The organism is Pengzhenrongella frigida, from assembly GCF_004168625.1.
Taxonomy (GTDB): Bacteria; Actinomycetota; Actinomycetes; order Actinomycetales; family Cellulomonadaceae; genus Pengzhenrongella; species Pengzhenrongella frigida.
Window position 1 is genome coordinate 1 of record NZ_SDWW01000046.1, and the last position, 23,310, is coordinate 23,310.

Sequence of the window (23,310 nt, forward strand, 5' to 3'; positions counted from 1 at the left end):
GTCGTCGGCGCGGTCGACCTGGATGCCGAGGGGTACATCCAGGTCCAGGGCCGCACCACGCTGACCAACCTGCCGGGCGTGTTCGCCTGCGGCGACGCCGTGGACCACACCTACCGCCAGGCCATCACCGCCGCCGGCTCCGGCTGCGCCGCCGCCCTGGACGCCCAACGGTTCCTCTCCGAGTAACCACACCCACCCGCTTCAGCCCCACCCGGACCGTCCATCCGGCGGTGCCGTCGAGGTCTGCTCGGCCGGCTCGTTCGCCCGCCGAGCAGATCAACCCGGCCGCCGTGGCCGCGACGCTCGAGGTCGGCATCGACGGTCCTGCGCGGGACGATGGTCGCCATGACGATCTCGTTGTTGTACGTCGCTGGCTGTCCACATTGGCAGCTCCTGAACAATCGCCTTCGCGAGGCGCTCGCCGCCGTCGGCCGCGGCGAGACCGCGATCGACCTCGTCGTGGTCAGGACCCCGCGCGAGGCCGAGGCGCTGGGATTCCATGGCTCGCCCACCGTGTTGGTGGACGGAATCGACCCCTTCGCCGACGCGACCACCCCGGTCGGCCTGGCCTGCCGGCTGTACCGCACGCCGGCGGGCGTGGCGGGGTCGCCCAGCGTCGAGCAGCTCGCCGCCGTGGTGCGGTGAGCTGCGGCGCGGTCGTGCTCTCCTGCCGGTCGCGTCAGGTGTGCCCGATCTGAGCGTCGAACCGATTCGACGAACTTGGGCTCCTGGCTCACTTGCGGCCACGCGTCACTTGGGCGTAATCTTCGAACCGGTTCGACGATGAGCAGGAGTGATCATGGCAACGATCGGTGATGTGGCCCGAGTCGCGGGCGTATCGCGGAGCACTGCGTCCTATGCCCTGTCCGGCAAGCGAGCGATCTCGCTCGAGGTCCGCGAGCGGGTGGATTCGGCAGTCCGGGAGCTCGGGTACACCCCGAACGCCGGCGCGCGCGCGCTCGCTACCTCACAGACGCACGTCCTGGGCCTGCTCGTGCAGTTCCTCGAGGACGAGTTCGCCCCGGCGATGCTGCAGTACATGCTCGGCATCTCCAACGTCGCCCGCGAGCTCGGCTACGACATCCTCATGGTCACGGATCCCGACGGCGCTCGGGCGCTCGAGCGGATCACGGACTCCCGGATGGTCGACGGCGTGATCCTGCTCAACGTCGCGGACGACGACGTCCGGCTGCCGGTGCTTCGGAGCTCCGGCCGGCCGGGTGCGCTGGTGGGCCTGCCCGGGGACTGCACCGGGCTCGATGTCTTCGATCTCGACTTCGCCGAGGCCGGCCGCGTCATGGTGGACCGCCTCGCGGACCTGGGGCACCGCGAGATCGTGCTGGTGTCCCAGCCCGAGCACGTCGTCGAGCGCGGCGGCGCGTACGTGTGGCGGCTGCGCGACGCGGCGCTCGCCCAGGCGTCCGTGCGGGGCGTGGAGCTCCACGAGGTGTACGGCGAGTCGCAGCAGCCCGCCGTGAGCCGGTCCCTGAACGCCGTCCTCGACGCGTTCCCCGCGGCGACCGGGCTGCTCCTGCACAACGAGGCCGCCGCCGTCGCGCTGCCCGCGGTCCTGCGAGCCCGCGGCCTGAGCTCGCCCCACGATCTGTCGGTCATCGGCCGCTACTCCGACGAGTTCGCGCGGACGTTCGCGCTGCCCTTCTCCTCGATCGACAGCGCACCGGATCGCCTGGGCCGGATGGCCGTGCGCCAGGTCGTGCGGCGCATCGAGAACCCGAAGCTGCACGAGCCCCATGTCGTGCGCTTCATCCCACCCGAGCTCGTCGAACGCGGCAGCAGCGCGCCGGTTCGCCCGGTCTGACCGTCCGCTCGCCGGGAAACCGCGCGTAGTACCCAGTCCAACACCACAGGAATGCCCTAATTCCTGAGTTTTTCCCGATCACCGTGTTCAAGGAGGAATTACGTGATGAACAAATCGACGACGTTTCGTGCGATCAGCCTCTTCGGGGTGCTCACCGTCGCGGCGGCCGGCCTGACCGGCTGCTCGTCCGAGTCGGCAGGGACCGCCGGAGACAGCACCGCCGCAGCGGGTGGGACGTACACCTGGTGGGACCCGTATCCCCAGCACGACGAGAGCTCCGACTGGGGCAAGCGCGTGGCGGCCTGCGGAACCGAGGCCGGCGTGACCCTCGAGCGCACGGCATACGACACCACGGCGTTGACCAACCAGGCATTGCTCTCGGCGCAGGAGGGCACCTCCCCTGACGTCATCCTGCTGGACAACCCGGCGGTCTCGACCCTGTCGGACACCGGAATGCTCACCACGACCGACGAGCTCGGCCTCGACATCTCGGCGATCGACGCCAACCTGATCGCCGCCGGCCAGCTCGACGGCGACACGTACGGCGTCCCCGTCGGCGCCAACACCCTCGCCATCTACTACAACCAGGACGTGCTCGACGCCGCCGGGGTCGACCCGGCGTCGATCTCCGACTGGGCCGGGCTCACTGCCGCCCTGGAGAAGGTCACCGCCGCAGGCAACAAGGGCATCACCTTCGCGGGTATCGGCACCGAGGAGGGCTCGTTCCAGTTCCTGCCCTGGTTCTGGGGCGCCGGAGCGGACCTGACCACGCTCGACTCCCCCGAGGCCATCTCCGCGCTGCAGCTGTGGACCGACTGGGTCGACGGCGGTCTCGCCCCGAACTCCGTGATCAGCAACTCCCAGAACACCACCTGGGAGGAGTTCCTCACCGGCGACTTCGGCTTCGCGGTCAACGGCACGTGGCAGATCAACTCCGCCGCGGAGGCCGGCTTCACCACCGGCGTCATCACGATCCCGGCCGCGGACGGCGGCGCGGCGCCCGCACCGACCGGTGGCGAGTTCATCACCACGCCGGTCCAGAAGGACGACAGCCGGTACGCGACCACGACGAAGATCGTCGAGTGCATGACCACGACCGAGGGGTTCGTCGAGACCGGTAACACCTTCGCGTACTACATCCCGCCGACTGCGGCCGGGCAGGACCAGATCCTCGCGGAGCACCCCGAGCTCGCGACCTGGATCGACGCCGTCGCCGCAGCCAAGGGCCGCACCTCCGACGACCTCGGCACGGACTACCCGAAGATCTCCGAGCAGCTCTGGACCGCGGTCCAGGAGGCGCTGAGCGGTTCGGCTTCCCCGGCCGACGCGCTGACCAAGGCACAGAAGGCGGCAGAGAGCGCGCTCAGCTGACCGACCTTCTGACCCGCCTACGACGAGGACATGAACCCATGAACACGACCCAGACCATGTCGGTCGGGGACGCCTCGCACCTCGGGGGAGCAGCAGCGGCGACGCCGACTGCTCCCCCGGAGCGCGGCCTGCGCGCCGGGACCAGCTCCCGCCAGGCGCGCAGGACGCGCTGGGCGGCCGTCGGCTTCGCCGCGCCGCTCCTGGCGTACCTCGCGGCCTTCTACGCACTCCCGCTGTACCGCAACATCGAGCTCAGCCTGCACGACTACACCACCCGCGCGTTCGTCCAGGGCAACGCGGAGTTCGTCGGGCTGGCCAACTACGTGGACGTCGTCCACTCCGACACGTTCACCAAGGCGCTGGTCAACACGGGCCTGTTCGTGGCGGTCTCGATCGTGTTCCAGTACTCGATCGGGCTCGCCCTGGCGGTCTTCTTCCGGCAGAACTTCCGGCTCTCCGGGCTGCTCCGCGGCATGTTCCTGATCCCGTGGCTGCTCCCGATGATCGTGTCGGCCTCGACCTGGTCCTGGATGCTCAACAGCGACAGCGGCATCGTCAACTCGGTGCTCCAGGCCTTCCACGTCGGTCAGATCAACTGGTTGACGTCGCCCGACACCGCCCTGCTGTCCGTGATCATCGCCAACATCTGGCTCGGGATCCCGTTCAACCTCGTCATCTTGTACTCCGGGCTCCAGAACATCCCCGTGGACGTCTACGAGGCGGCGTCGCTGGACGGCGCGTCGGGCTGGCAGAAGTTCCGCCTGATCACCTTCCCGCTGCTCCGCCCCGTCTCGGGGATCACGATCCTGCTCGGCTTGATCTACACCCTCAAGGTCGTGGACGTCATCTGGATCATGACCACCGGTGGGCCCGGTGACGCGTCCACCACGTTGGCCATCTGGTCCTACCGCGAGGCCTTCGGTACAGGTCAGCCCGACTTCTCGCCCGCCGCAGCGGTCGGCAACCTGTTGATCCTCATCGCCCTGGTGTTCGGATTCGTGTACCTGCGCATGCAGCGTCGGATGGAGGAGTCATGACCGGCCCCCGCGAGTGGTGGAAGACCGCGCTCGGCGTGCTGTTCACCGCGCTGATGCTCTTCCCGGTCTACTGGATGGTCAACGTCTCGTTGACCAAGACGTCTGACATGCGCGCCGATCCCCCGCACTGGTTCCCGTGGAACCCGACGCTCGACGGCTACAGCGCCGTGTTCAGCCAGCAGCTCCCCAACCTCGCGACCAGCCTGCTGATCGCGCTGGGCACGGTCGCGCTGACCCTCGTCATCTCCGCACCGGCGGCCTACGCGCTGTCGCAGCTGCACCTGCGGGGAGCCGGCACGCTGAACTTCATCCTCCTGGTCGCCCAGATGATCCCCGGCGTGATCATGGCCATGGGCTTCTACTCGATGTACATCAAGCTGGGCTGGCTCAACAGCATCTGGGGTCTGGTCATCGCCGACTCGACGGTCGCCGTGCCGTTCGGGGTCCTCCTGCTGACCACCTTCATGGCCGGCATCCAGCGCGAGCTGCTGCAGGCCGCGACGATCGACGGCGCCGGTTCGTGGCGCACCTTCCGGTCGATCGTGCTCCCCATCAGCCGCAACTCCCTGCTGACGGTCTCGCTGTTCGCGTTCCTGTGGGCCTGGTCGGACTTCATCTTCGCCTCGACCCTGAACCGCAACGGTGACCTGATCCCGATCACCCTGGGGATCTACAAGTACATCGGGAACAACACCACGGAGTGGAACTCGATCATGGCGACGGCGACCGTCGCGTCGATCCCCGCCGCGGTCCTGCTCGTGATCGCCCAGCGCTACGTCGCCGCCGGGGTCACCGCCGGAGCCGTCAAGGACTGACGCCGCCCGAGATGACCCGGCACGCCCGCCCCATTCTGCGAGGAACGCCCATGACCACCACGCACGCTCATGCCCACCCGGCGGCCGATCTGCCAGCCGCACCCAGCAGTCCGACCGACGGTCGGCCCGTCGCACCGAGCCAGGGCACCCGCCGCGGCCTCGGCATCGGTGAGATCACTGTCACGGGCGGCTTCTGGGCGGGGCGGCAGGACATCAACAGCACCTCGACGCTCCAGCACTGCGGGGCCTGGATGGACCGGCTGGGCTGGCTGGCCAACTTCGACCGGGTCGCGGACGGCACGACCGGGCCGGGCCGTCCCGGCTGGCAGTTCTCCGACTCCGAGGTCTACAAGCTGATGGAGGCGCTGGCCTGGGACTTCGGCCGCACCCAGGACCCACGCACCGACCAGGTGCTCCGCGACCTCACCGCTCGCATCGCGGGCGCGCAGGACGACGACGGCTACCTGAACACCTTCTTCGGTCACGTCGGGCAGAAGGGCAGGTACTCCGACCTCGAGATGGGGCACGAGCTCTACTGCGTCGGACACCTGTTGCAGGCCGCGGTCGCGCGCCTGCGGACCAGCGGCGCCGACCCCCTGGTCGACATCGCGCGCCGGGCCGCGGACCACGTGTGCCGCGAGTTCGGACCGGACGGGCGGGAGGCGATCTGCGGGCACCCCGAGATCGAGCTCGGCCTCGTGGAGCTGGGCCGCGCCCTGGGCGAGCCGCGGTACGGCGCGCAGGCCCAGCTGTTCGTCGAGCGACGCGGCCGGGGGCTCCTCGGTGCGCTCCCCCTGCTCTCCCCGTCCTACTTCCAGGACGACATCCCGGTCCGGGAAGCGACCGTCTGGCGGGGGCACGCCGTGCGCGCGCTGTACCTGACCGCTGCGGCGGTCGATGTCGCGGTCGACACCGGTGACGACGATCTGCTCGCGGTCCTCGAAAAGCAATGGACGACGTCGGTCGCGCGCCGCACCTACATCACCGGCGGCATGGGCTCCCGGCACCAGGACGAGGGGTTCGGCGAGGACTGGGAGCTGCCGCCCGACCGGGCGTACTGCGAGACCTGCGCCGGGATCGCGTCGAACATGGTGTCCTGGCGCCTGTTCCTCGCGACCGGCGACGTGCGCTACGCGGACCTCATGGAACGCACCTTCTACAACGTCATCGCCACGTCCCCCGACCCAGACGGCCGGGCCTTCTTCTACGCGAACCCGCTGCAGCAGCGCACCGCGGGCGAGCCCACGGCGCCCGACGCGGTGAACCCGCGCGCCGAGGGCGCGGCGCGGGCCCCCTGGTTCGACGTCTCGTGCTGCCCCACCAACGTGGCGCGCACGTTGGCGACGTGGCAGCTGTATGCCGGGACGGTCGACGACGACGGCACCGTCAGCGTCCTGCAGTACGCCCCGAGCACCGTGCGGCTCTCCCTGCCCGACGGCGACCGGCTCGTCCTCGAGGTCGAGACGGACTACCCCCGGTCCGGGATCATCGTCGTGCGCGTGGAGGTGGCACCCGACCGCCCGGTACGCCTGCGCCTGCGCGTGCCGTCCTGGGCGACGGGGACCGCGCTCGTCGAGGGCGGGCGCCGCACGCCGGCCGCGCCCGGCTTCGTGACGGTGCACCGCACGCTCGTCCCCGGCGAGCAGCTGCGGCTCGAGCTCCCCGTCGCGGCCCGGTTCAGCTGGCCGGACCGGCGCATCGACGCCGTGCGTGGGTGCGTCGCCGTCGAGCGCGGACCGGTGGTGCTGTGCGTGGAATCGACCGATCTGCCGGACGACCTGGTCCTGGAGGACCTGCGCCTCGACCTCAGCACGGGGCTGGCCGATGCCGAGCCCGGCGCCGTCGTGCAGGCAGTGTTCACGTCCGGCGAGGCTCGGTCCGAGTCCGAGTCCGAGTCCCAGCCCGAGGGCGACGGCGACGGCGAGGCCGGTCTGCCGTACCGCGCCGCGCTGCGCCGCTCCCCCGAGACCGCACCTGTCGGCGTGCGCCTCGTGCCGTACCACTCCTGGGCGGAGCGCGGACCGGCGACCATGCGCGTGTTCCTCCCGACGACATGACCCACAGCCAGCCCGCCGGCGCGGGCCCGACCGACCACCCAAGGGCAGGCAGCGAGATGACGACCGACGTCTTCGAGATCGAGGGCTCCACGCTCGTGTGGCGCGGCGACGGCGAGACCATCGTCGTCGAGCCGTGGGGCGAGAACAGCGTGCGCGTACGAGCCGCGGTGATGGCCGACGTGCTCGACACCGATTTCGCCCTCCTGCCACAGCCGGCCAGCGAGGCGACGATCGTCGTCGACGGCGACGTCGCGCGGCTCACGAACGGCAATCTGAGCGTGGAGCTGAGCGCCCGGGCCTTCCACTCCGAGATCCTCGGCTACCAGGTGCACCGGTGCGCCCTGAGCTTCTACAACTCCCACGGCACGCTGCTCTTCAAGGAGCTCGACGCCGGCGGGTCGCTCAACCTCAAGGCGAGGGATCTGCGACCCCATCTCGGCGGCGACTTCCGGATCACCGCGGCGTTCGAGGCCGACCCGGCCGAGAAGCTCTACGGCATGGGTCAGTACCAGCAGCACATCCTCGACATCAAGGGGAGCACGTTCGAGCTCGCCCATCGCAACTCCCAGGCCAGCGTCCCGTTCGTGATGTCCAGCGCGGGCTACGGCTTCCTGTGGCACAACCCCGCGATCGGTCGCGCCACCTTCTCGACCAACCGCACCGAGTGGTTCGCCGAGTCGTCCAGACAGCTCGACTACTGGGTCACGGCGGGAGACACCCCCGCCGCGATCGCCGCCGCCTACGCGGACGCGACCGGGCACGCGCCGATGATGCCCGAGCACGGCCTCGGCTTCTGGCAGTGCAAGCTGCGCTACTGGAACCAGGAGCAGCTCCTCGAGGTGGCCCGCGAGCACAAGCGCCGCGGCCTGCCCCTCGACGTCATCGTCGCGGACTTCTTCCACTGGCCCCAGATGGGCGACTTCCGCTTCGACGAGGAGTTCTGGCCCGACCCGCGGGCGATGACCGACGAGCTCGCCGACCTCGGGGTCGAGCTCATGGTCTCCGTCTGGCCGCAGGTGTCGACGGCGTCGGAGAACTTCGCGGCGATGAAGAAGAACAACCTGCTCGTGAAGTCCGAACGCGGGATCGACGTGCAGATGCAGTTCGAGGGCCCGAGCGCGTTCCTCGACCCGACCAATCCCGCCACCCGGACGTTCCTGTGGAAGCTGTGCCGGCAGAACTACTTCGACCTCGGGATCAAGACGTTCTGGCTCGACGAGGCCGAGCCGGAGTACGGCGTCTACGACTTCGACAACTTCCGCTACCACCTGGGCACCAACGTCCAGGTCGGCAACATCTACCCCCAGGCGTTCGCGCGGGCGTTCTACGAGGGCCTGCGCGCGGCCGGCCAGGAGGAGATCGTCAACCTCGTCCGGTGCGCCTGGGCCGGCAGCCAGCGGTACGGCGCTCTCGTGTGGTCCGGCGACATCCACTCGACGTTCGAGGACTACCGCCGGCAGATCACCGCCGGCATCCACATGGGCGTGGCCGGGATCCCCTGGTTCACCACCGACATCGGCGGCTTCCACGACGGCGACCTCACCGACCCCGGCTTCCGTGAGCTCCTCATCCGCTGGTTCCAGTTCGGGACGTTCTGCCCCGTCATGCGCCTGCACGGAGACCGCAAGCCCAGCGAGCCGGTTCGTGCCGCGGACGGGTCGCCGCGACTGGCCAGCGGCGGCGGCAACGAGCTGTGGAGCTTCGGCGAGGACGTGTACGAGATCCTCGCCGCCTACGTCCACCTGCGCGAGGCCATGCGCCCGTACACGCGCGAGCTCATGGCCCAGGCGCACACGGCGGGCCAACCCGTCATGCGTGGCATGTTCCACGAGTTCCCGACGGCCCCGGAGTGCTGGGACCTCGCCGACCAGTACATGTACGGCCCGGATCTGCTCGTCGCGCCGGTCGTGGTGGCCGGCGCGACCTCACGGGAGGTCTTCCTCCCGGCCGGCGCCACCTGGACGAGCCTGCACACCGGAGCGGTCCTGGACGGCGGCCAGCGCGTGGTGGTCGACGCCCCCTTGGCGGTGATCCCCGTGTTTGCGCGAGACGGGTCGCACCCCGACCTCGTCGGCCGGGTCTGAGGAGGCGGTCGGCGAGCGGGTCGCGTCAGGATCGCCGCTGCGAGAGGCTCTCGACGAAGGCCGTCAGGTCGCGAGCCACCCGCTCGGGCTGCTCCCACAGGACGAGGTGGCCCGTCTCCTCGTAGACGACGAGGCTCGAGCCGGGGATGGCCGCTGCGAGGTCCTCCTCCTGCTCTCGACCCAGCATCTCGTCCCTGTCTCCCCAGATGATGAGCGTGGGAGCGGTGATGGTGGCGGCACCGGTGGGCGGTGCGGCGTCGCACAGTCCGTAGAAGGTCTCTCGCCACACGTGGGCGGGGATGCGAGCACCGTCCTGGACGCGAGCGTCGAGGTACGACTGCGGCACCTCATGGAACCGCGGGAACCACGCCAGGGAGGCTCTCACCCACCCGGCACCCACCGGATCGGACAACTGATCGACCTCGTCGGCGAACGACGGTCGCCCCTGCAGGCTGCGCGGGGATCCGACGAGCACAAGACCGGCCACGCGGTCGGGGTGCGTGACCGCCACCTGCTGGGCGACGTACCCGCCGCTGGAGGACCCCAGCAGCACAGCGGACGCCAGCCCCACGGCATCCATGAACGCCACGACATCCTCGGCGAACCCGGTGAGGGAGTACCCGGCCTTCGGCCTCTCGGCATCGCCGTGACCACGTTGGTCGAGGGCAAGTGCGCGCAGGGTGCTGGGGAGCAGGGGAAGGAGCCGGTCGAAGGAGCCCCGAGACTCGCCCCACGCATGGAGAAGCACGACCGGCGTCGCGGAGCGGGGACCGACGCAGACGTAGGCGAGCGCCAGTCCGGTCGACAGCTCGACCCGCCTGACGACTGCGTGCTGGTCCACCCGCCAACGCTAGCCGCGACGAGCGCCCCGTGCTCGGCGCTCGGCGCATGCACATTCGATCGCCGGATCCACGGCGAATGGTGCACGACCCGGTCGGCGGCGCCCGCCGCGCCGGCTCCGCCCTGCCTTCGCCTACCTCCTCGTGCTCGCGATCGTCGCCGGCGCGTGGGTCACCTACCAGCGCAACCCCGCCCGAGCCGCAACGCTGCTGGCCCAGATGACCGCCGCCGTCGAGACGGCTGCCGACACCCGAGCACCCCTGCCGGCCGCGGCGGACCGCGACTACCCCGCCCCCGGATACGAGGAGGAGCCGGGTCCGCTCGGTGTCGCACCGACCGTCACCTCCCCGAGCGCGCAGTACATGTTCGGCCGGACGCAGACGAACGCGGCCGGGCAGACCGTCCCGGTGGCATGGTCGCCGTGCCGACCTGTCCACGTCGTCATCGACCTGGCGGGCGCCCCGGCGGGATTCCAGGACGACGTTCATCTCGTGATCGGTGAGCTCTCGGCCGCGACCGGCCTCGTGTTCGCTGACGACGGCGTCACGACCGAGACCCCCGACATCGAGGCGCCGGCCCCGCCTACCTCCCGGTCCTGCGCCACGAGCGGGCCCACCTTGTCGGCCTCGGACACGGGGCCTGCGCGCCCGGCCTCTGACGCCGGCCCCCGGCGCTCCCTTCGTCAGGCAGGTCCCGTGCCGATCGGCTCGAGCCGGGCCACCGGGATCGTCCGACCCGCTCGCCGGGCGAATTTCGCGACCTCCGGCGCCGCGACGAGCACGACGTCGTTCCACATCGCGTCTCGCTCGGCCCCGATCAGCTCATGCGGCCGGGCCCGAAGCCGCCGGGCGCGCAGCTGGACCTCGGCCACCTGAGCCGCCCGCAGGTTGCGGAACCAGTCCGGGTCGCGCGGCGATCCAGAACCGGTGCCCCACACGACCAGTCCGTCGCCGGTGTCGAGGTATCGCACGCACGTGGAGCGAGGTACCCCGGTTCGTCGACCCGGCGTCGGATCAGCAGGACGTGGACGTCCTTGCTCCCGCTGGACAGTCGACCGCGCAGGACCCGGTACATCCACACTCCAACGCGATTGCCGACTCGCGTCAGCTCGTGCCTCAGGGTGCTCAACGGACGCCTCCGTCACTGCCGATCCGGGGTTCAGATCGAGAATCCTGCGCGGCAGCCGCGTCGTCAAGCGCCGCGCGTCGACCCGTGACGCTGCACCCGGCCCACGCAGTCCGTGACCGCCGTTCTGCCGGCGTCGGCTCCGCGACGACCCAGCCGCGACGGCGTACGCTGCCTCGTCGTGGCCACGTTCTCCTCTGTGACAAGACTTCACATCCTCCAGGCGCTCGCCGAGTGCGACGCCCGTGGCGGCGAGGAGTTCCTCGCGGTCTTCGGTTTCGAGCCCTCCCCCGGCTACCCGCTCCTCCACGAGGGCCGCAGCTATGACTCGAAGGCGATCCTCGGGGTCGCCCACCGATTCGCCACCGGCAGGCTCGCACCGTCGGAGGAGTTCAGCGACGGGATGCAGGGCGCCGTCGCGATCCTGCGCAAGCGAGGCTTTGAGGTGTCCGAGCCGGCGTCGGTGTCCTACGCACCGCCCCCGCGCGCCTCGCGTGCCCCGCGTGCCACGCGGTCCCCGGTCGCGCGGTCCACCGCCACGCGCGAGATCCCGGCTGCGGTCTGCCCGACCTGCTCGATGACTCTCCCTGCGACGGGTGTCTGCGACGAGTGCAGCTGACGCGAGCCGGCGGCACCGGAACGACCAGGAGGCTCGGCGCATGTGGAGCGACCTCCTCCTCGCGCTAGCCGGGGCGCTCGTCGTGAGCTGGCTGGCGATGCTTGCGGCCCTGGTCATCGTTCGCCCGAAGGGCCACCTGCTGCGCGAGTCGCTGCGGCTTCTGCCCGACCTGATCAGGCTGCTCACGAACCTGATGGTGGACCCGACGCTGCCGCGCGGCATCCGAGTCCGGCTGGCGCTCCTCATGGCCTACCTGGCGATGCCCATCGACCTCGTCCCCGACTTCATCCCGGTGCTCGGCTACGCCGACGATGCCATCGTGGTCGCCGCGGTCCTCCGCAGTGTGGCGCGACGCGTCGGCCTCGAACCGTTGCGCGGACACTGGCCGGGCACCCCGGACGGGTTCGCCGCCCTGTGTCGCCTCGCCGGCTACAACTCCCCTCTGCACGGACCCTCCCGGCCGGTGGGCGAGGCCGACACGGCTCCGGGAAGGCGGGACCAACTCCCCTAGCAGCGCCCGGATCAGGTGGCGAGCCTGGGAGGACGAGATGTGAACCGTCCGCATCGACCTTGGGCAGAGGGATGAAAGCGGTGAACATCAAGACCCGGCGGCGGTCATCGGACCACGTCGAGCACGGGACGCTGGGCCGAGGACTGGCGTACGTCCGGCGCGGCTCGGGGCCACCCCTGGTGGTGGCCGCAGCAATCACGCCTACCCACCGCCCCCCGACCGGCTCGGACCTGACGTTCGTGCTGAGGCAACTGCGACCGCTGGCGGCGGAGCGGACCGTCTGGTGGGTGAATCGGCGTCCGGGTCTCGACCCGACCGCCAGCATGGCGGACATCGCCGACGACTACGCGGACGTGCTCAGCGGCATCTCCGACGGCCCTGTTGACGTCATGGGCATCTCCACCGGCGGCAGCGTGGCCCTCCAGCTCACCTGCGACCACCCCGAACTGGTCCGCCGCCTGGTGATGGTGGCGTCGGGGTGTCGGCTCGGGACCAGGGGGAAGGCCTCGCTGCTCCGGGCGACGACCCAGGTGCGCGCGCGCAATCCCCGAGGCACGGCGCAGGAGTTCGCCGGAATGCTCGCCGCGAAGCGCTGGTCGTGGGCGACCTTCCGGAGCGTGGGCTGGCTCCTGGGCTCGGCGTTCTGGCCGATCGACGACGCCGACGACCTGCTGGCCACCATCCAGGCCGAGGATCGGTTCGACCTCACCGATCGTCTCCACGAGATTCGCGCTCCGGTGCTCGTCGTCGGCGGTACCCGTGACCTGTACTACGACGGCGCGAACGTCTTCGTTCTCACGGCCGATCGGATTCCTGATGCCCGCCTGATCCTCTATCCGGGCAAGGGGCACCTCGGCACCGTGAGCAACCGACGCCTGCCGAGGGACGTGCTGGCCTTCCTTGCCGAGGACTCCCCCGCCTGACCGTCCGGCCGTCGAGATGTCGCTCGGCCCGAAGGTGGGTAGTTTCTCTTACACGAGGTCAGGTCGCTGAGGAGGCGAATTTCATGACAACGCTGTTGTGGATTCTTGCGGTCGTCCTGGTCATCTCCGGGATCGTCGCGATCGTGCGCAAGCAGGTCCTCTGGGGCATCGTGCTCATCGTCGTCGGGCTCTTGGTGGGGCCGGGCGGGGTGAGCATCTTCACCTGAGAGCAACGGGTTCGCGCCGTGCACTGACCAGCTCATGAGCGCAAGACGGCGGTCCAGTCAGTTGCGCCTGTTCGGTGCGGTCACCGATCACGCGCAGCTCGACTGGTCGTGGGTGGACCAGCAGCTCGCCGGCGCCGGCACGTACTGGGTGGTCGCGCACACCGCCGGCCACCCGTATGCCCGGCCCGTGTGGGGGATCTGGCACGACGACCGACTGGACCTGAGCCTGGGCAGCCCCACCCTCCTCAAGGCAGTCCGGAGGCAGCCCGCGGTCACGGTCCACCTCGAGAGCGGGACCGAGGTCATCATCGTCGAGGGCCTGATCGTCGCCGCGCCGATGGATCCGGCACGGATCACCGCCTACAACCGCAAGTACGACTGGGACTACCGGGTCTCGCAGCTGGGCGAGCTGACTGCCGTGGAACCGCGGAAGATCATGGCCTGGCGGTGCGTGGGCTGGTCCGGGCGGGACGGGTTCAGCACCGCCGGCTGCTGGCGGTTCGACGCCGTTGACTGACGTCGGACCGGGTCAATCCGGACGAATGCCCACACGCACGGGCGTATGCTCGTGCTAGGTCAAGGAGTCGCCTCTCAGTGAGGCAAGCCCCGGGGGAAAACCACCATGGGACGAGACTACGCATGGACCGATGAACGGGGCTTCATGCGCCGTTCGACCGAGGTCACCGAAGCCGCAGACGTGACCAGCGAGATTCTCGCCCTGGCCAGGGCGATGGAAGAGCGGTGGTTCGTGAACTGCGTCTGGATCGACTGGCCCATGTTCTTCGCCGATCTGCACGGCTCCGTGATCCCGTCGACGGGTCGAGAGCTCGACCTCGGCGAGGACGACTCCCATGCGAAGAGTCGCATCCAGCGCTATATCCAGAAGCGCCGCATGGCCGCAATCGCGAGATGGAAGTTCGTCGCGAACCGTTCGACCGACGATGACGGTGCACCCCACCGCACCGTGGAGCTGCATGTGGTCGACGGATCGGCGCGGTGACCGTCGGCCCCACCGAGGCCGATCCCCCGGCGGCCGACGTTGCCGGAACGGCAACAGGACTGGCTGGACCGGGGCCCGATGGGCGACGGTCGACCAGTGACCAACGACATCGCCGCAGCATCGCCCACGTCCGACGTTCCCCTCTTCGCCGACGGGTATGTCGGAGACCCCGAGGTGCAGGCCGAGTGGGACAGGCGGTATGCCGACCAGGAGACGTTGTGGAGCGGTCAGCCCAACGGTGCGCTCGTGGCCGAGGTCGCCGGGCTCACGCCCGGGCGGGTGCTCGACGTCGGCTGCGGCGAAGGTGCGGACGCCGTCTGGCTCGCGCGCGCCGGCTGGGACGTGACCGCACTCGAGGTCTCGGGCGTGGCGCTGCAGCGGGCCGTCGGGCACGCGAAGAACGCCGGTGTCGCCATTCGCTGGGTGCACGCCGGGCTGGCGGAGGCGGCGCTCCCGCCGGCCTCGTTCGACCTTGTCTCCGCGCAGTACCCGGCCCTGCTCCGCACCTCCGACGCCGCCGCCGAGCACGCGCTGCTCGCGGCCGTCGCACCCGGCGGGGTGCTGCTGCTCGTGCACCACGCCGGGATGGACACCCATCAGGTGCACGACGGCGGCTTCGACCCCGCCGACTATGTCTGGCCCTCGATGGTCGCCGAGCTGCTCGACGGCGACTGGGACCTGGAGATCGACGGTCAGCGTCCGCGCATCGCGCCCGGCAGCGGGGCCGGTGCGCACCACGTCGACGACCTCGTCCTGCGGGCACGTCGGCTGCGTTGAGGGTGTGGCCCGGCGCATGCTGCCTTCAGTGACACCGACGGCGGCGAGTCGTTGTGCACGACAATGACACGATGCCCGCTCACGCCTCACCGCCCGACCTCCTGACCCTGCACGCCCTTCGGCTCCTGGGGTTCGCGGACGGCGCGAAGGCCGCGGTCCGGTTCGGGCTCGACGGGGATACCGTCGGCGAACTGCTGATGGACTTTGAGGCCTACGGGTGGGTCACTCGCGTCGAGTTCGCCGGTAGCGGCGGTTGGACGTTGACAGCGAGCGGGTTGGCGGAGAACGAGCGCCAGCTTGCGGCCGAACTGGCCGCGTGTGGTGCGTCTGGCCAGGTGGTACGGGTCCATGCCGCCTTTCTGCCGCTGAACCTGCGCTTCCAGGAGACCATGACCCGCTGGCAGCTGCGCCCGGTCCGCGGTGATCCGATGGCGCTGAACGACCACACGGACTTTCGCTGGGACGACCGCGTTCTTGACTCGCTCGGCTCGGCCGCGCGCAGGCTCGCTCCGCTGGTTGCGGATCTCAGCGCCGTGCTGTCTCGGTTCGACGGCTACGCCGAGCGCTTCAACGCAGCGCTCTCCCGGGTGGAGCGCGGGGAGCGCCAGTGGGTCGACGCGGTCGGCGTCGACTCGTGCCATGTGGTGTGGTTCCAGCTGCACGAGGATCTTCTCGCCAGTCTCGGCATCGACCGCGGCCAGGAAGAATGACACCGCCTGCTCGGCTGGCGCCCACGCTCGATCACGCCGTCTGAACTCGGTCGAAGTGCTCCACGACAGGGAATGGCTCGTAGAACCGGTGGAGAAGTCCGCGCCATCGCTCGTACTGAGGTGAGCCTCGAAACCCCACCGTGTGGTCTTCCTCGGTTGCCCATTCGACGAGCAGCAGGTAGGTCCCGGGGCGCTCTCGACAGCGCGAGAGAGTGAGCCCCAAGAAGCCCGGCATGTGCGCGATGATCTCTTTGGCCTCGGTGAAGGCCGACTCGAAGTCGGCCTCCTGCCCGGGTTTCACCGGCAGCAACGCATGTTCGAGAATCACGGGGACAGCATCTCGTACAAACGCCAGGAGGACGACCATGAGCCACCCGACCATCGGGTCTCCTGATGAGCGATAGCGTCCCCGCAGCTGCCGCGGCGGCCGGCAACAGCCCGGTCGTCGAGACAGGGGCGCGGTTGGGGTATGCCGCGAGCGGGGTCCTGCACCTCATCGTCGCCTGGATTGCGCTTCAGCTCGCCTGGTTCGGCACCGGCGCCGAAGCCGACCAGACCGGCGCGCTGAGCGCCTTGGCGAGCACGGGCCTGGGGGCGCTCCCGCTGTGGATCGCCGTGGTCGGCTTCGCCCTCCTCGGCGGGTGGCAGGTCACCGAGGCGGTGCTGCGGCACGACACCGGCGACCGGCTGAGGTTCGCCGCCAAGGGGGTCGTCTCCCTGGCCCTGGCCTGGACGACTGCAGCGTTCGCGCGGGGAACCGGGTCGAGCGGTTCGCAGCAGACGGTCGACCTCACCGCATCGGTCATGGCCGCGCCGTTCGGCAGGGTCCTGGTCGGCGCAGGGGGGCTCGCCGTGATCGGCGTCGGGGTCTACCACGTCGCGAAGGGCTGGAGGGCGACGTTCCTGGCGGACCTGCGCGAGGATCCGGGTCGCTGGGCGGTGGTCGCAGGACGGTTCGGGTACGTCACCAAGGGGATCGCGCTCGTCCTCGTCGGGGTCCTCTTCGTCACCGCCGCCGTCACGCGCCGCCCGGAGCAGGCGCAAGGCCTGGACGGGGCGCTGCGGACCTTGCTGGACGCGCCGTTCGGGGCCGCGCTGCTCACCGTCGTCGCGCTCGGTCTCGCTGCCTACGGGGTGTACTCGTTCGCCCGGGCCCGCTACGCGCGGGTCTGACGATCTCGTCACGACCCACGGATCGCAGCGTGAGCCGACCGTGGCCGTCGTTCCCCCATCTGGGTGACGCCGCGGCGCTCTTGTCATAGAGTCTTCCGATTTGTCGATGGGCGATCCAGAGGGGTTCGGCACGTACCCCCACTCTGGAGGGCTCGGCCATGTCCGCAGGCGAACGATCCGCGGGCACGACGCTCGGCAACCACCGGCGCCGACTCGTGCCGTCCCTGCTCGGGGCGGTCGCTCTCACCCTGGTCCTCGGCACCGCCCGGGCGACCGTGCCCACCGTCGCGGCCGCCGACGACGACTGCCCCATCGGCTCGGTCGGCTGCTTCCCGCGGATGGCGCTCGGGCTCTCGACCCCGGGTCTACCGGGCACCACCGCCGCGCTGTACGCCCTCGAGTCCGCGGTGGACCACAAGGCCGACATCGCGCTGACGTTCACGTCGTTCCGGTACGCCTTCGACGCGACGAACCTTCGCGCCGTCGCCCTGACGGGCGCCATGCCGATGGTGACGTGGGAACCGTTCGACGCGACCGTGCCCGAGGAGAACCGCTACCCGTTGCGGGACCTCGCGGCAGGCGCCAACGACACCTACCTGCGCGCGCAGGCCGCCCGGATCAAAGCCGTCGGCAAGCCCGTCGCGCTGCGGTTCGCTCACGAGATGAACGCCTCGTTCTACCCGTGGGGTGCCGGCGTCAACGGCAACACCCCGGCCGACTACGTCGCCGCGTACCGTCACGTGCATGACGTGTTCGCCCAGGAAGACGTGCACAACGTCACCTGGGTGTGGTCCCCGGCGGCGCTCGACACACCGAACGCCCCGGATCTGAGTCCGTTCTACCCCGGCGACGACTACGTCGACTGGGCGGGACTCAGCGTCTACTACGACCAGCCCACCGACACCTGGGCGAACACCGTCGAGCCGACCCTGCGCCAGCTCGACACGGCCGCTCCGGACGCCCCGATCTACTTCGCCGAGGCCGGAGTCCTCCCCGGCGACAACCGGCCAACGATGATCCACGAGCTGCTCGGTGGCCTGCTCCGCACGCCACGGGCGATCGGCTTCACCTGGTTCAACTTCCTGTCCCGAGAAGACTGGCGGATCGACGCCGACCTCCCCGCGCTGGCCGCGATGCGCGAGGAGATCGGCGTTGACTGGTACGACTCCGCCGCCGTGACGGCTGGCCTTGCGCCGCTGCTGCAGGTCGCGCCCGGGCTCGGCGGCTCCCCGCAGGTCGGGGCGAGCCTGACCGCAACCGACGGGAGCTGGCGCGGCGCGACGGCGACGACGGGCCGCTGGCTGCTGTGCGCGGACGCCAGCACCGCCACCTGCCGACCAGCGGAGGCGAGCGGCCCGACCTTCACGCTCACCCCGGCCACCGTTGGCCAGCTCGTGCGCTACGAGGTGGTGGCGACCGGCGTCGGCGGCTCCACGACCGCGAGCTCGGCCCCCAGCGAATCGGTCCTGCCGGTGCCCACCCCACCCGCCCGCCCGGTGGTCGAAGCCCGCTCCGGTGGCGCCCGCGTCGTCTTCCCCGCCGTACCCCCCGGCACGACCCACTGGCGGCTGCGCCTCGACGGCGCCGCACTGCACCTCGTCGCCGGCACCACCGCCGACTACTGGCTCACCGGGCTCGCCAACGGGACCGTCCACACCCTCAGCCTCGCCGCGGTCGCGGTATCGAGCACCGCAACGGTCGAATCGCCGACCACCTCGGGCACGTTCACGCCCATGAAGCAGCAGTTCAACCCCTACGTCTCGGTGACGGGGCCGACGGCGAGCTTCACAATGCCGACCGCGCCGGCTGGCGCGGAGGGCTGGGTGCTGACGGTGAACGGCGTCGCGCAGACCGTCGCGCTCACGACAAGGTCGATCTCGGTGCCCGGCCTACCCCTCGGGCGACCCCTGAGCTGGTCGCTCGCGGCGGGCGCGGGCACGTGGGAGGGCGTCGCCTATGGCGCGCTGACCCCGCCGAGCACCGGTGCCTTCACCGCCCTGGCGACCCCGGCCGCCCCGGTGGTCACTCCGGGGAGCGGAAGCATCACCCTGACGATGCCGACCGCACCGGCCGGGGCCACCGGCTGGCGGGTGTCCGTGGGGGCGACGACCTATCCCGACCTGACTCTCGCCTCCACAACCTTTACGGCCAGCGGCCTCTACCCCGGGTTCCCGTCGACCTGGACCTTGCGCGCGACGACGTCCACGTCCAGGTCACTGCCCCTGACCGGCACCGCTGCCGCGCTCAGCGCAGCGCAATAGGACTCAACTCGACCAACGCCGCGCAATTATCGCGGAAAACCCGCAAAATGTCGTGATTGCATGCCCTTGATCCTACCTGTACCTTTTCTGCAACCGGGGATCAACTTTCGCCAGCACGAGCGATCGCAACGGAGCCGGGCGGACACAGCCGTCCTTGCAGCCGCTGTGCTCACCTTGCGGAAGGCTCATGATGACCCCGTCTCAGCGCTCGAAGCCGTATGCGTTCGCACCCGAGCAATCTCGAATCGCCGCTCTCCCCGCGGTCGGCCAGGGAACACAGCTACCCAGCCCGCCGACGGATACCGAGAAATACTGGTACATGGGCCGCCAGCACAGGTGGCTGCTGATTGCCCAATCGCTGTCCTTCGCCCTGATCGGCGTGAGCGTCCTGCGATTCAGCCTGTCCGACGCCCGCCTGCTGCTCTTCCTGGCCCCGTTCTCGCTGTTCGCGGTCGCGCTGCTCGTCAGCCTCGCGTCCAGCACCCGCGGCAAGCGCGTGGATCGCCTCGACCACGAACGGCGCGTCCTTGAGTACAGGCCCGACCGCTACCCGACCATCGACGTGTTCCTCCCGACCGCCGGGGAACCGCTCGACGTTCTGGCGAACACCTACACGTACGTGCGGGCGATGCAGTGGCCGGCCGCGATCACCGTCTGGGTGCTCGACGACTCAGCTCGTGAATCGGTCCGCCTCCTCGCCGACGAGCACGGTTTCACCTATCGATCCCGCCCGGACCGAGGTCGCCTGAAGAAGGCCGGGAACCTGCGGTACGGGTACGAGCAGTCCGCCGGCGAGCTCATCGTCATCTTCGACGCCGACTTCGTGCCCCGGCACGACTTCTTGTCCGAGCTCGTCCCCTACTTCGTCGCCGCGGACGTCGGCATCGTCCAGTCACCGCAGTTCTTCGACGCGAACTCCTCGATGCCGTGGCTGCAGCGGTGCGCCGGCGCGACGCAGGAGCTGTTCTACCGGTGGATCCAGCCGGCCCGGGACCGCTCGAAGGCAGCGATCTGCGTCGGGACCTGCGCGATCTACCGCCGTCGCGCGCTCGAGGCCGCGGGCGGTTTCGCCCAGATCGGCCACAGCGAGGACGTGCACACCGGCGTCAATCTCCTGAAGGTCGGCTTTCAGCTGCGCTACGTACCGATCCTGGTGTCCAAGGGCATCTGCCCCGACTCGGTGCTCGCATTCCTGAACCAGCAGTACCGGTGGTGCACCGGCTCGATGAGCCTGCTCGCAGACACCAGCTTCCACAACGCGCCGCACATCACCGCCCGGCAGCGGTTGGCGTTCTGGGCGGGCTTTCTGTACTACATCACCACCGCGGTGAACGTGTTCACGAGCCCGCTCCCCGCGCTCGCGATGCTGTGGCTCTTGCCCCAGTACGTCGTGCCGAGCAACTCGCTGTACCTTCTCGGGGCCCTCGCGCTGTGGTTGTTCATCCTGCCGGTGATGTTCCGTGCGCGCTGGCGGCTCGACGTCCTGAGGGTGCAGACCCTCTACGCGGTCGCCCACGCCGTTGCCATCTTCCACATCCTCACCGGTCGGACCCGCGAGTGGGTCGCCACCGGGAGCGCGACCACCGCCGTCAAGCGCGGCGCCACGACCCCCACCGGCGTCACCATCCTGCGCGTGGCGAAGGTATGGATCGGTCTCACCCAGGTGGCGATCTGGATCGGGCTGGCCGTCGGCATCGCGACGTACGGGCTGGAGCGGTTCTGGGCGATGGCCGGGCTCGCGGTCCTGGCCGCCTATGTGCAGTGGCCGCTGGTGTTTCTTCGCACCGAGGCCGCCACCGCGCCGGCCGTGAGACGGGCACCGCTCGGCGTTCGGGAGTCTCTCGGCTCCGTCCTCGTCGGCTCCCTCCTCATCGGCCGGGCCCGCGCGCTGGCCGCCCGCGGCCGGGACCTCGTCGCGCAGCGGTTGCAGGCCGAGCCCGCCTCCGTGCTCCGCAAGTTCCGCCCGGACATCCAGGGCCTGCGCGCCATCGCCGTCCTCCTCGTCGTGCTCTATCACGCCCACGTCCCCGGAATCACCGGTGGCTACGTCGGCGTCGACGTCTTCTTCGTCATCTCCGGATTCCTCATCACCGGCGGACTGCTGCGTCAGATCCAGCGCAAGGGCAGGATCAGCTTCGGGCGCTTCTATGCCGGTCGCTTCCAGCGGCTGGCCGTTCCGGCGGCGATCGTCCTCGTGGCCACCCTGCTCGCCACCCGCGTGTGGGACTCGCTGTTCCAGGTCCGCAGCGTGACGACCGAGGCCCTGTTCGCCGCGTTCTACGCGATCAACTACCGGTTCGCCGCCGAGGGCGTCAACTACCAGCAGGCGTCCGGCCCGGCGAGCCCGCTGCAGCACTACTGGTCGCTCGCCGTGGAGGAGCAGTTCTACCTCCTCTGGCCGCTGCTGCTCATGCTGTGCGTGTGGGTGGCCCGCCGGCACTACAAGGTCGCCATCGTCGTGGCCATCGTCGTGGTCAGCGCACTGTCGCTGTGGGCGTCCTTGCAGCTCACGAGCTCGAACCAGCCGATGGCGTACTTCTCCTCGCACACTCGCGCGTGGGAGCTCGGGGCGGGCGCCCTGCTGGCTGCCTCGACGACCTGGCTCGCCCGGATGCCCGGCTGGCTCGCGGCCCCCCTGTCCTGGGCCGGGGTGGTGGGCATCGTCATCGCGGGCCTGACCTACACCGACCTGACCGTGTTCCCGGGCACCGCGGCGCTGCTCCCCGTCCTGGCCACCGCGGCCGTGATCGCGGCCGGCTGCCGACCGTCCCGGGGCAGCGCCGAGCTCGTGCTCAACGTCCGGGCGATGCAGGGCCTCGGCAAGGTCTCCTACGCCTGGTACCTGTGGCACTGGCCGATGCTGATCATCTTCCCGATGATGCTCGGCTACCGGCTGAGCTGGCTGGTCCAGCTCGAGGTCGTGGTGCTCAGCCTGTGGGTCGCGGTGCTGATGTACTTCATGATCGAGAGCCCCGTGCTGCGCTCCAAGCTCCGCAAGATGATCTGGCTCCCGATCGGGCTGGGCGCCGCGACCCTCACCGCGACGGCCTCGATCGCGGTCGCTGCGACCGTGCCGGCCCTGGTGGGCACCGGCACCGCGGTGAGCATCGAGGCGAGCGACACGGGCAGCATCATGCAGGGCGTCGCCCGTGGTGCCCTGACCATGGCCGCTCCGATCAACCTCACCCCTGCCATCGCCGACATTCGCGCGGACCAGCCGCACAGCACGCTCAACGGGTGCCACGCGGACTTCCTCGTCATCCAGCAGGGCGACTGCGTCTACGGTGATCCGACCGGCGAGCGCACGATGGTGCTGTTCGGGGACTCCCACGCCCAGCAGTGGCTGCCGGCGCTGGACCTGCAGGCGAAGAAGCAGGGCTGGAAGCTCATCTCCTGGACGAAGGCCGCGTGCTCGATCGCCAATGTCGACCTGCACGCCGAACAGCTGGGCAACCGCCTGTTCACCGAGTGCACCGAGTGGCGCAAGATCACCTTGGGCAAGATCGCCGGGCTGCACCCGGACATCGTGGTGGTGTCGCAGAGCGACAGCGTGCCGGGCAACCAGTTCACCAACAACGGCTGGGCCGACGCGACGGCGCAGACCCTGACCGACATCCGCGCGGTCGGGACGCCGGTCGTCTACCTGCTCGACACTCCGCTGCCGCGCACGAACGTGCCCGACTGCATCGCGAACAATCTCGCCAAGGTCGAGCCGTGCATGACCATGCGGACCGACATTTATCCGTTCCCGGGACGCCACGAACAGGTGGCATCCACCCTGGCCGCGATCAACGTCACCACGATCGAACCGGCCGACTGGTTCTGCACGGACCGCAAGTGCCCGGTCGTCGTCGGCAACATCATGGTCTACCGGGATGCGAGCCACATGTCGACCCCGTACAGCGCGTACCTGGCGCCGGCGCTCGCTCCGGTGTTCATCGCGAAGGACGCCGGAGTGTGA

The 23,310-nt window shown here is 70.0% G+C and carries 21 protein-coding genes and 1 pseudogene; 19 read left to right on the forward strand and 3 right to left on the reverse strand.

What is annotated here, in order from left to right; genetic code table 11:
• The 8 genes and pseudogenes from EUA98_RS16015 to EUA98_RS16050 all read left to right on the forward strand — a co-directional run.
• Nucleotides 1-186 (forward strand): annotated as a pseudogene (locus tag EUA98_RS16015) (thioredoxin-disulfide reductase); the annotation flags it as partial.
• A gap of 159 nt (nucleotides 187-345) precedes the next feature.
• Complete coding sequence (locus EUA98_RS16020; protein WP_130103700.1) at nucleotides 346-645, forward strand: thioredoxin family protein; 300 nt, start codon at nucleotides 346-348, stop codon at nucleotides 643-645.
• A 154-nt stretch (nucleotides 646-799) separates the two neighbouring features.
• On the forward strand, nucleotides 800-1,819 hold the full coding sequence (locus EUA98_RS16025; RefSeq protein WP_130103701.1) for a LacI family DNA-binding transcriptional regulator: 1,020 nt from the start codon (nucleotides 800-802) through the stop codon (nucleotides 1,817-1,819).
• A 105-nt stretch (nucleotides 1,820-1,924) separates the two neighbouring features.
• Complete coding sequence (locus EUA98_RS16030) at nucleotides 1,925-3,190, forward strand: sugar ABC transporter substrate-binding protein (protein ID WP_130103702.1); 1,266 nt, start codon at nucleotides 1,925-1,927, stop codon at nucleotides 3,188-3,190.
• 38 nt (nucleotides 3,191-3,228) lie between these two features.
• Nucleotides 3,229-4,227, forward strand: a complete 999-nt coding sequence (locus EUA98_RS16035; RefSeq protein WP_130103703.1) for a carbohydrate ABC transporter permease — start codon at nucleotides 3,229-3,231, stop codon at nucleotides 4,225-4,227.
• Complete coding sequence (locus EUA98_RS16040; protein WP_130103704.1) at nucleotides 4,224-5,042, forward strand: carbohydrate ABC transporter permease; 819 nt, start codon at nucleotides 4,224-4,226, stop codon at nucleotides 5,040-5,042. Before EUA98_RS16035 ends, EUA98_RS16040 begins: the two co-directional genes overlap by 4 nt.
• Nucleotides 5,043-5,092: 50 nt before the next feature.
• A complete protein-coding gene (locus tag EUA98_RS16045; protein ID WP_130103705.1) occupies nucleotides 5,093-7,099 on the forward strand; it encodes a glycoside hydrolase family 127 protein in 2,007 nt (668 codons plus the stop codon).
• Nucleotides 7,100-7,155: 56 nt separating this feature from the next.
• On the forward strand, nucleotides 7,156-9,183 hold the full coding sequence (locus EUA98_RS16050) for a glycoside hydrolase family 31 protein (protein WP_130103706.1): 2,028 nt from the start codon (nucleotides 7,156-7,158) through the stop codon (nucleotides 9,181-9,183).
• Between the two features lie 25 nt (nucleotides 9,184-9,208).
• Here EUA98_RS16050 and EUA98_RS16055 read toward each other — a convergent pair whose 3' ends face one another.
• Both EUA98_RS16055 and EUA98_RS20550 read right to left on the reverse strand, forming a co-directional pair.
• Nucleotides 9,209-10,024 (reverse strand): alpha/beta fold hydrolase, encoded by an 816-nt coding sequence (locus EUA98_RS16055; protein WP_130103707.1) that lies wholly within the window; start codon nucleotides 10,022-10,024, stop codon nucleotides 9,209-9,211.
• Nucleotides 10,025-10,705: 681 nt separating this feature from the next.
• On the reverse strand, nucleotides 10,706-11,458 hold the full coding sequence (locus EUA98_RS20550; protein ID WP_130103708.1) for a nitroreductase family deazaflavin-dependent oxidoreductase: 753 nt from the start codon (nucleotides 11,456-11,458) through the stop codon (nucleotides 10,706-10,708).
• Between EUA98_RS20550 and EUA98_RS16065 the strand changes: the two genes are divergently transcribed.
• The 8 genes from EUA98_RS16065 to EUA98_RS16095 all read left to right on the forward strand — a co-directional run bounded on the left by EUA98_RS16065 (nucleotide 11,348) and on the right by EUA98_RS16095 (nucleotide 15,915).
• Nucleotides 11,348-11,767, forward strand: coding sequence for a ScoMcrA-related endonuclease (locus EUA98_RS16065; RefSeq protein WP_242511601.1), 420 nt, complete (start codon nucleotides 11,348-11,350; stop codon nucleotides 11,765-11,767). The genes EUA98_RS20550 and EUA98_RS16065 overlap by 111 nt on opposite strands.
• Before the next feature lie 40 nt (nucleotides 11,768-11,807).
• A complete protein-coding gene (locus EUA98_RS16070; protein WP_130103710.1) occupies nucleotides 11,808-12,278 on the forward strand; it encodes a YkvA family protein in 471 nt (156 codons plus the stop codon).
• Nucleotides 12,279-12,358: 80 nt separating this feature from the next.
• Entirely contained in the window at nucleotides 12,359-13,201 is an 843-nt protein-coding gene (locus EUA98_RS16075; RefSeq protein ID WP_165372857.1) for an alpha/beta fold hydrolase, read from the forward strand.
• 83 nt (nucleotides 13,202-13,284) lie between these two features.
• Complete coding sequence (locus EUA98_RS19845; protein WP_165372858.1) at nucleotides 13,285-13,428, forward strand: GPGG-motif small membrane protein; 144 nt, start codon at nucleotides 13,285-13,287, stop codon at nucleotides 13,426-13,428.
• Nucleotides 13,429-13,462: 34 nt separating this feature from the next.
• Nucleotides 13,463-13,945: a hypothetical protein gene (locus tag EUA98_RS16080; RefSeq protein ID WP_130103712.1), complete on the forward strand. Its 483-nt coding sequence runs from the start codon at nucleotides 13,463-13,465 to the stop codon at nucleotides 13,943-13,945.
• A gap of 144 nt (nucleotides 13,946-14,089) precedes the next feature.
• Nucleotides 14,090-14,428: a hypothetical protein gene (locus EUA98_RS16085; protein WP_130103713.1), complete on the forward strand. Its 339-nt coding sequence runs from the start codon at nucleotides 14,090-14,092 to the stop codon at nucleotides 14,426-14,428.
• 96 nt (nucleotides 14,429-14,524) lie between these two features.
• Nucleotides 14,525-15,205, forward strand: a complete 681-nt coding sequence (locus EUA98_RS16090) for a class I SAM-dependent methyltransferase (protein WP_130103714.1) — start codon at nucleotides 14,525-14,527, stop codon at nucleotides 15,203-15,205.
• A 71-nt stretch (nucleotides 15,206-15,276) separates the two neighbouring features.
• Nucleotides 15,277-15,915, forward strand: coding sequence for a transcriptional regulator (locus tag EUA98_RS16095; RefSeq protein WP_130103715.1), 639 nt, complete (start codon nucleotides 15,277-15,279; stop codon nucleotides 15,913-15,915).
• A gap of 31 nt (nucleotides 15,916-15,946) precedes the next feature.
• On the opposite strand, the gene EUA98_RS16100 is transcribed toward EUA98_RS16095, so the two are convergent.
• A complete protein-coding gene (locus tag EUA98_RS16100) occupies nucleotides 15,947-16,297 on the reverse strand; it encodes an antibiotic biosynthesis monooxygenase family protein (protein WP_434063503.1) in 351 nt (116 codons plus the stop codon).
• 11 nt (nucleotides 16,298-16,308) lie between these two features.
• Between EUA98_RS16100 and EUA98_RS16105 the strand changes: the two genes are divergently transcribed.
• The 3 genes from EUA98_RS16105 (at nucleotide 16,309) to EUA98_RS16115 (ending at nucleotide 23,310) form a co-directional block, all read left to right on the forward strand.
• Nucleotides 16,309-17,088 (forward strand): DUF1206 domain-containing protein, encoded by a 780-nt coding sequence (locus EUA98_RS16105; protein ID WP_130103716.1) that lies wholly within the window; start codon nucleotides 16,309-16,311, stop codon nucleotides 17,086-17,088.
• Between the two features lie 158 nt (nucleotides 17,089-17,246).
• A complete protein-coding gene (locus tag EUA98_RS16110; protein ID WP_130103717.1) occupies nucleotides 17,247-19,349 on the forward strand; it encodes a glycosyl hydrolase in 2,103 nt (700 codons plus the stop codon).
• A 379-nt stretch (nucleotides 19,350-19,728) separates the two neighbouring features.
• Entirely contained in the window at nucleotides 19,729-23,310 is a 3,582-nt protein-coding gene (locus EUA98_RS16115; protein ID WP_165372859.1) for an SGNH hydrolase domain-containing protein, read from the forward strand.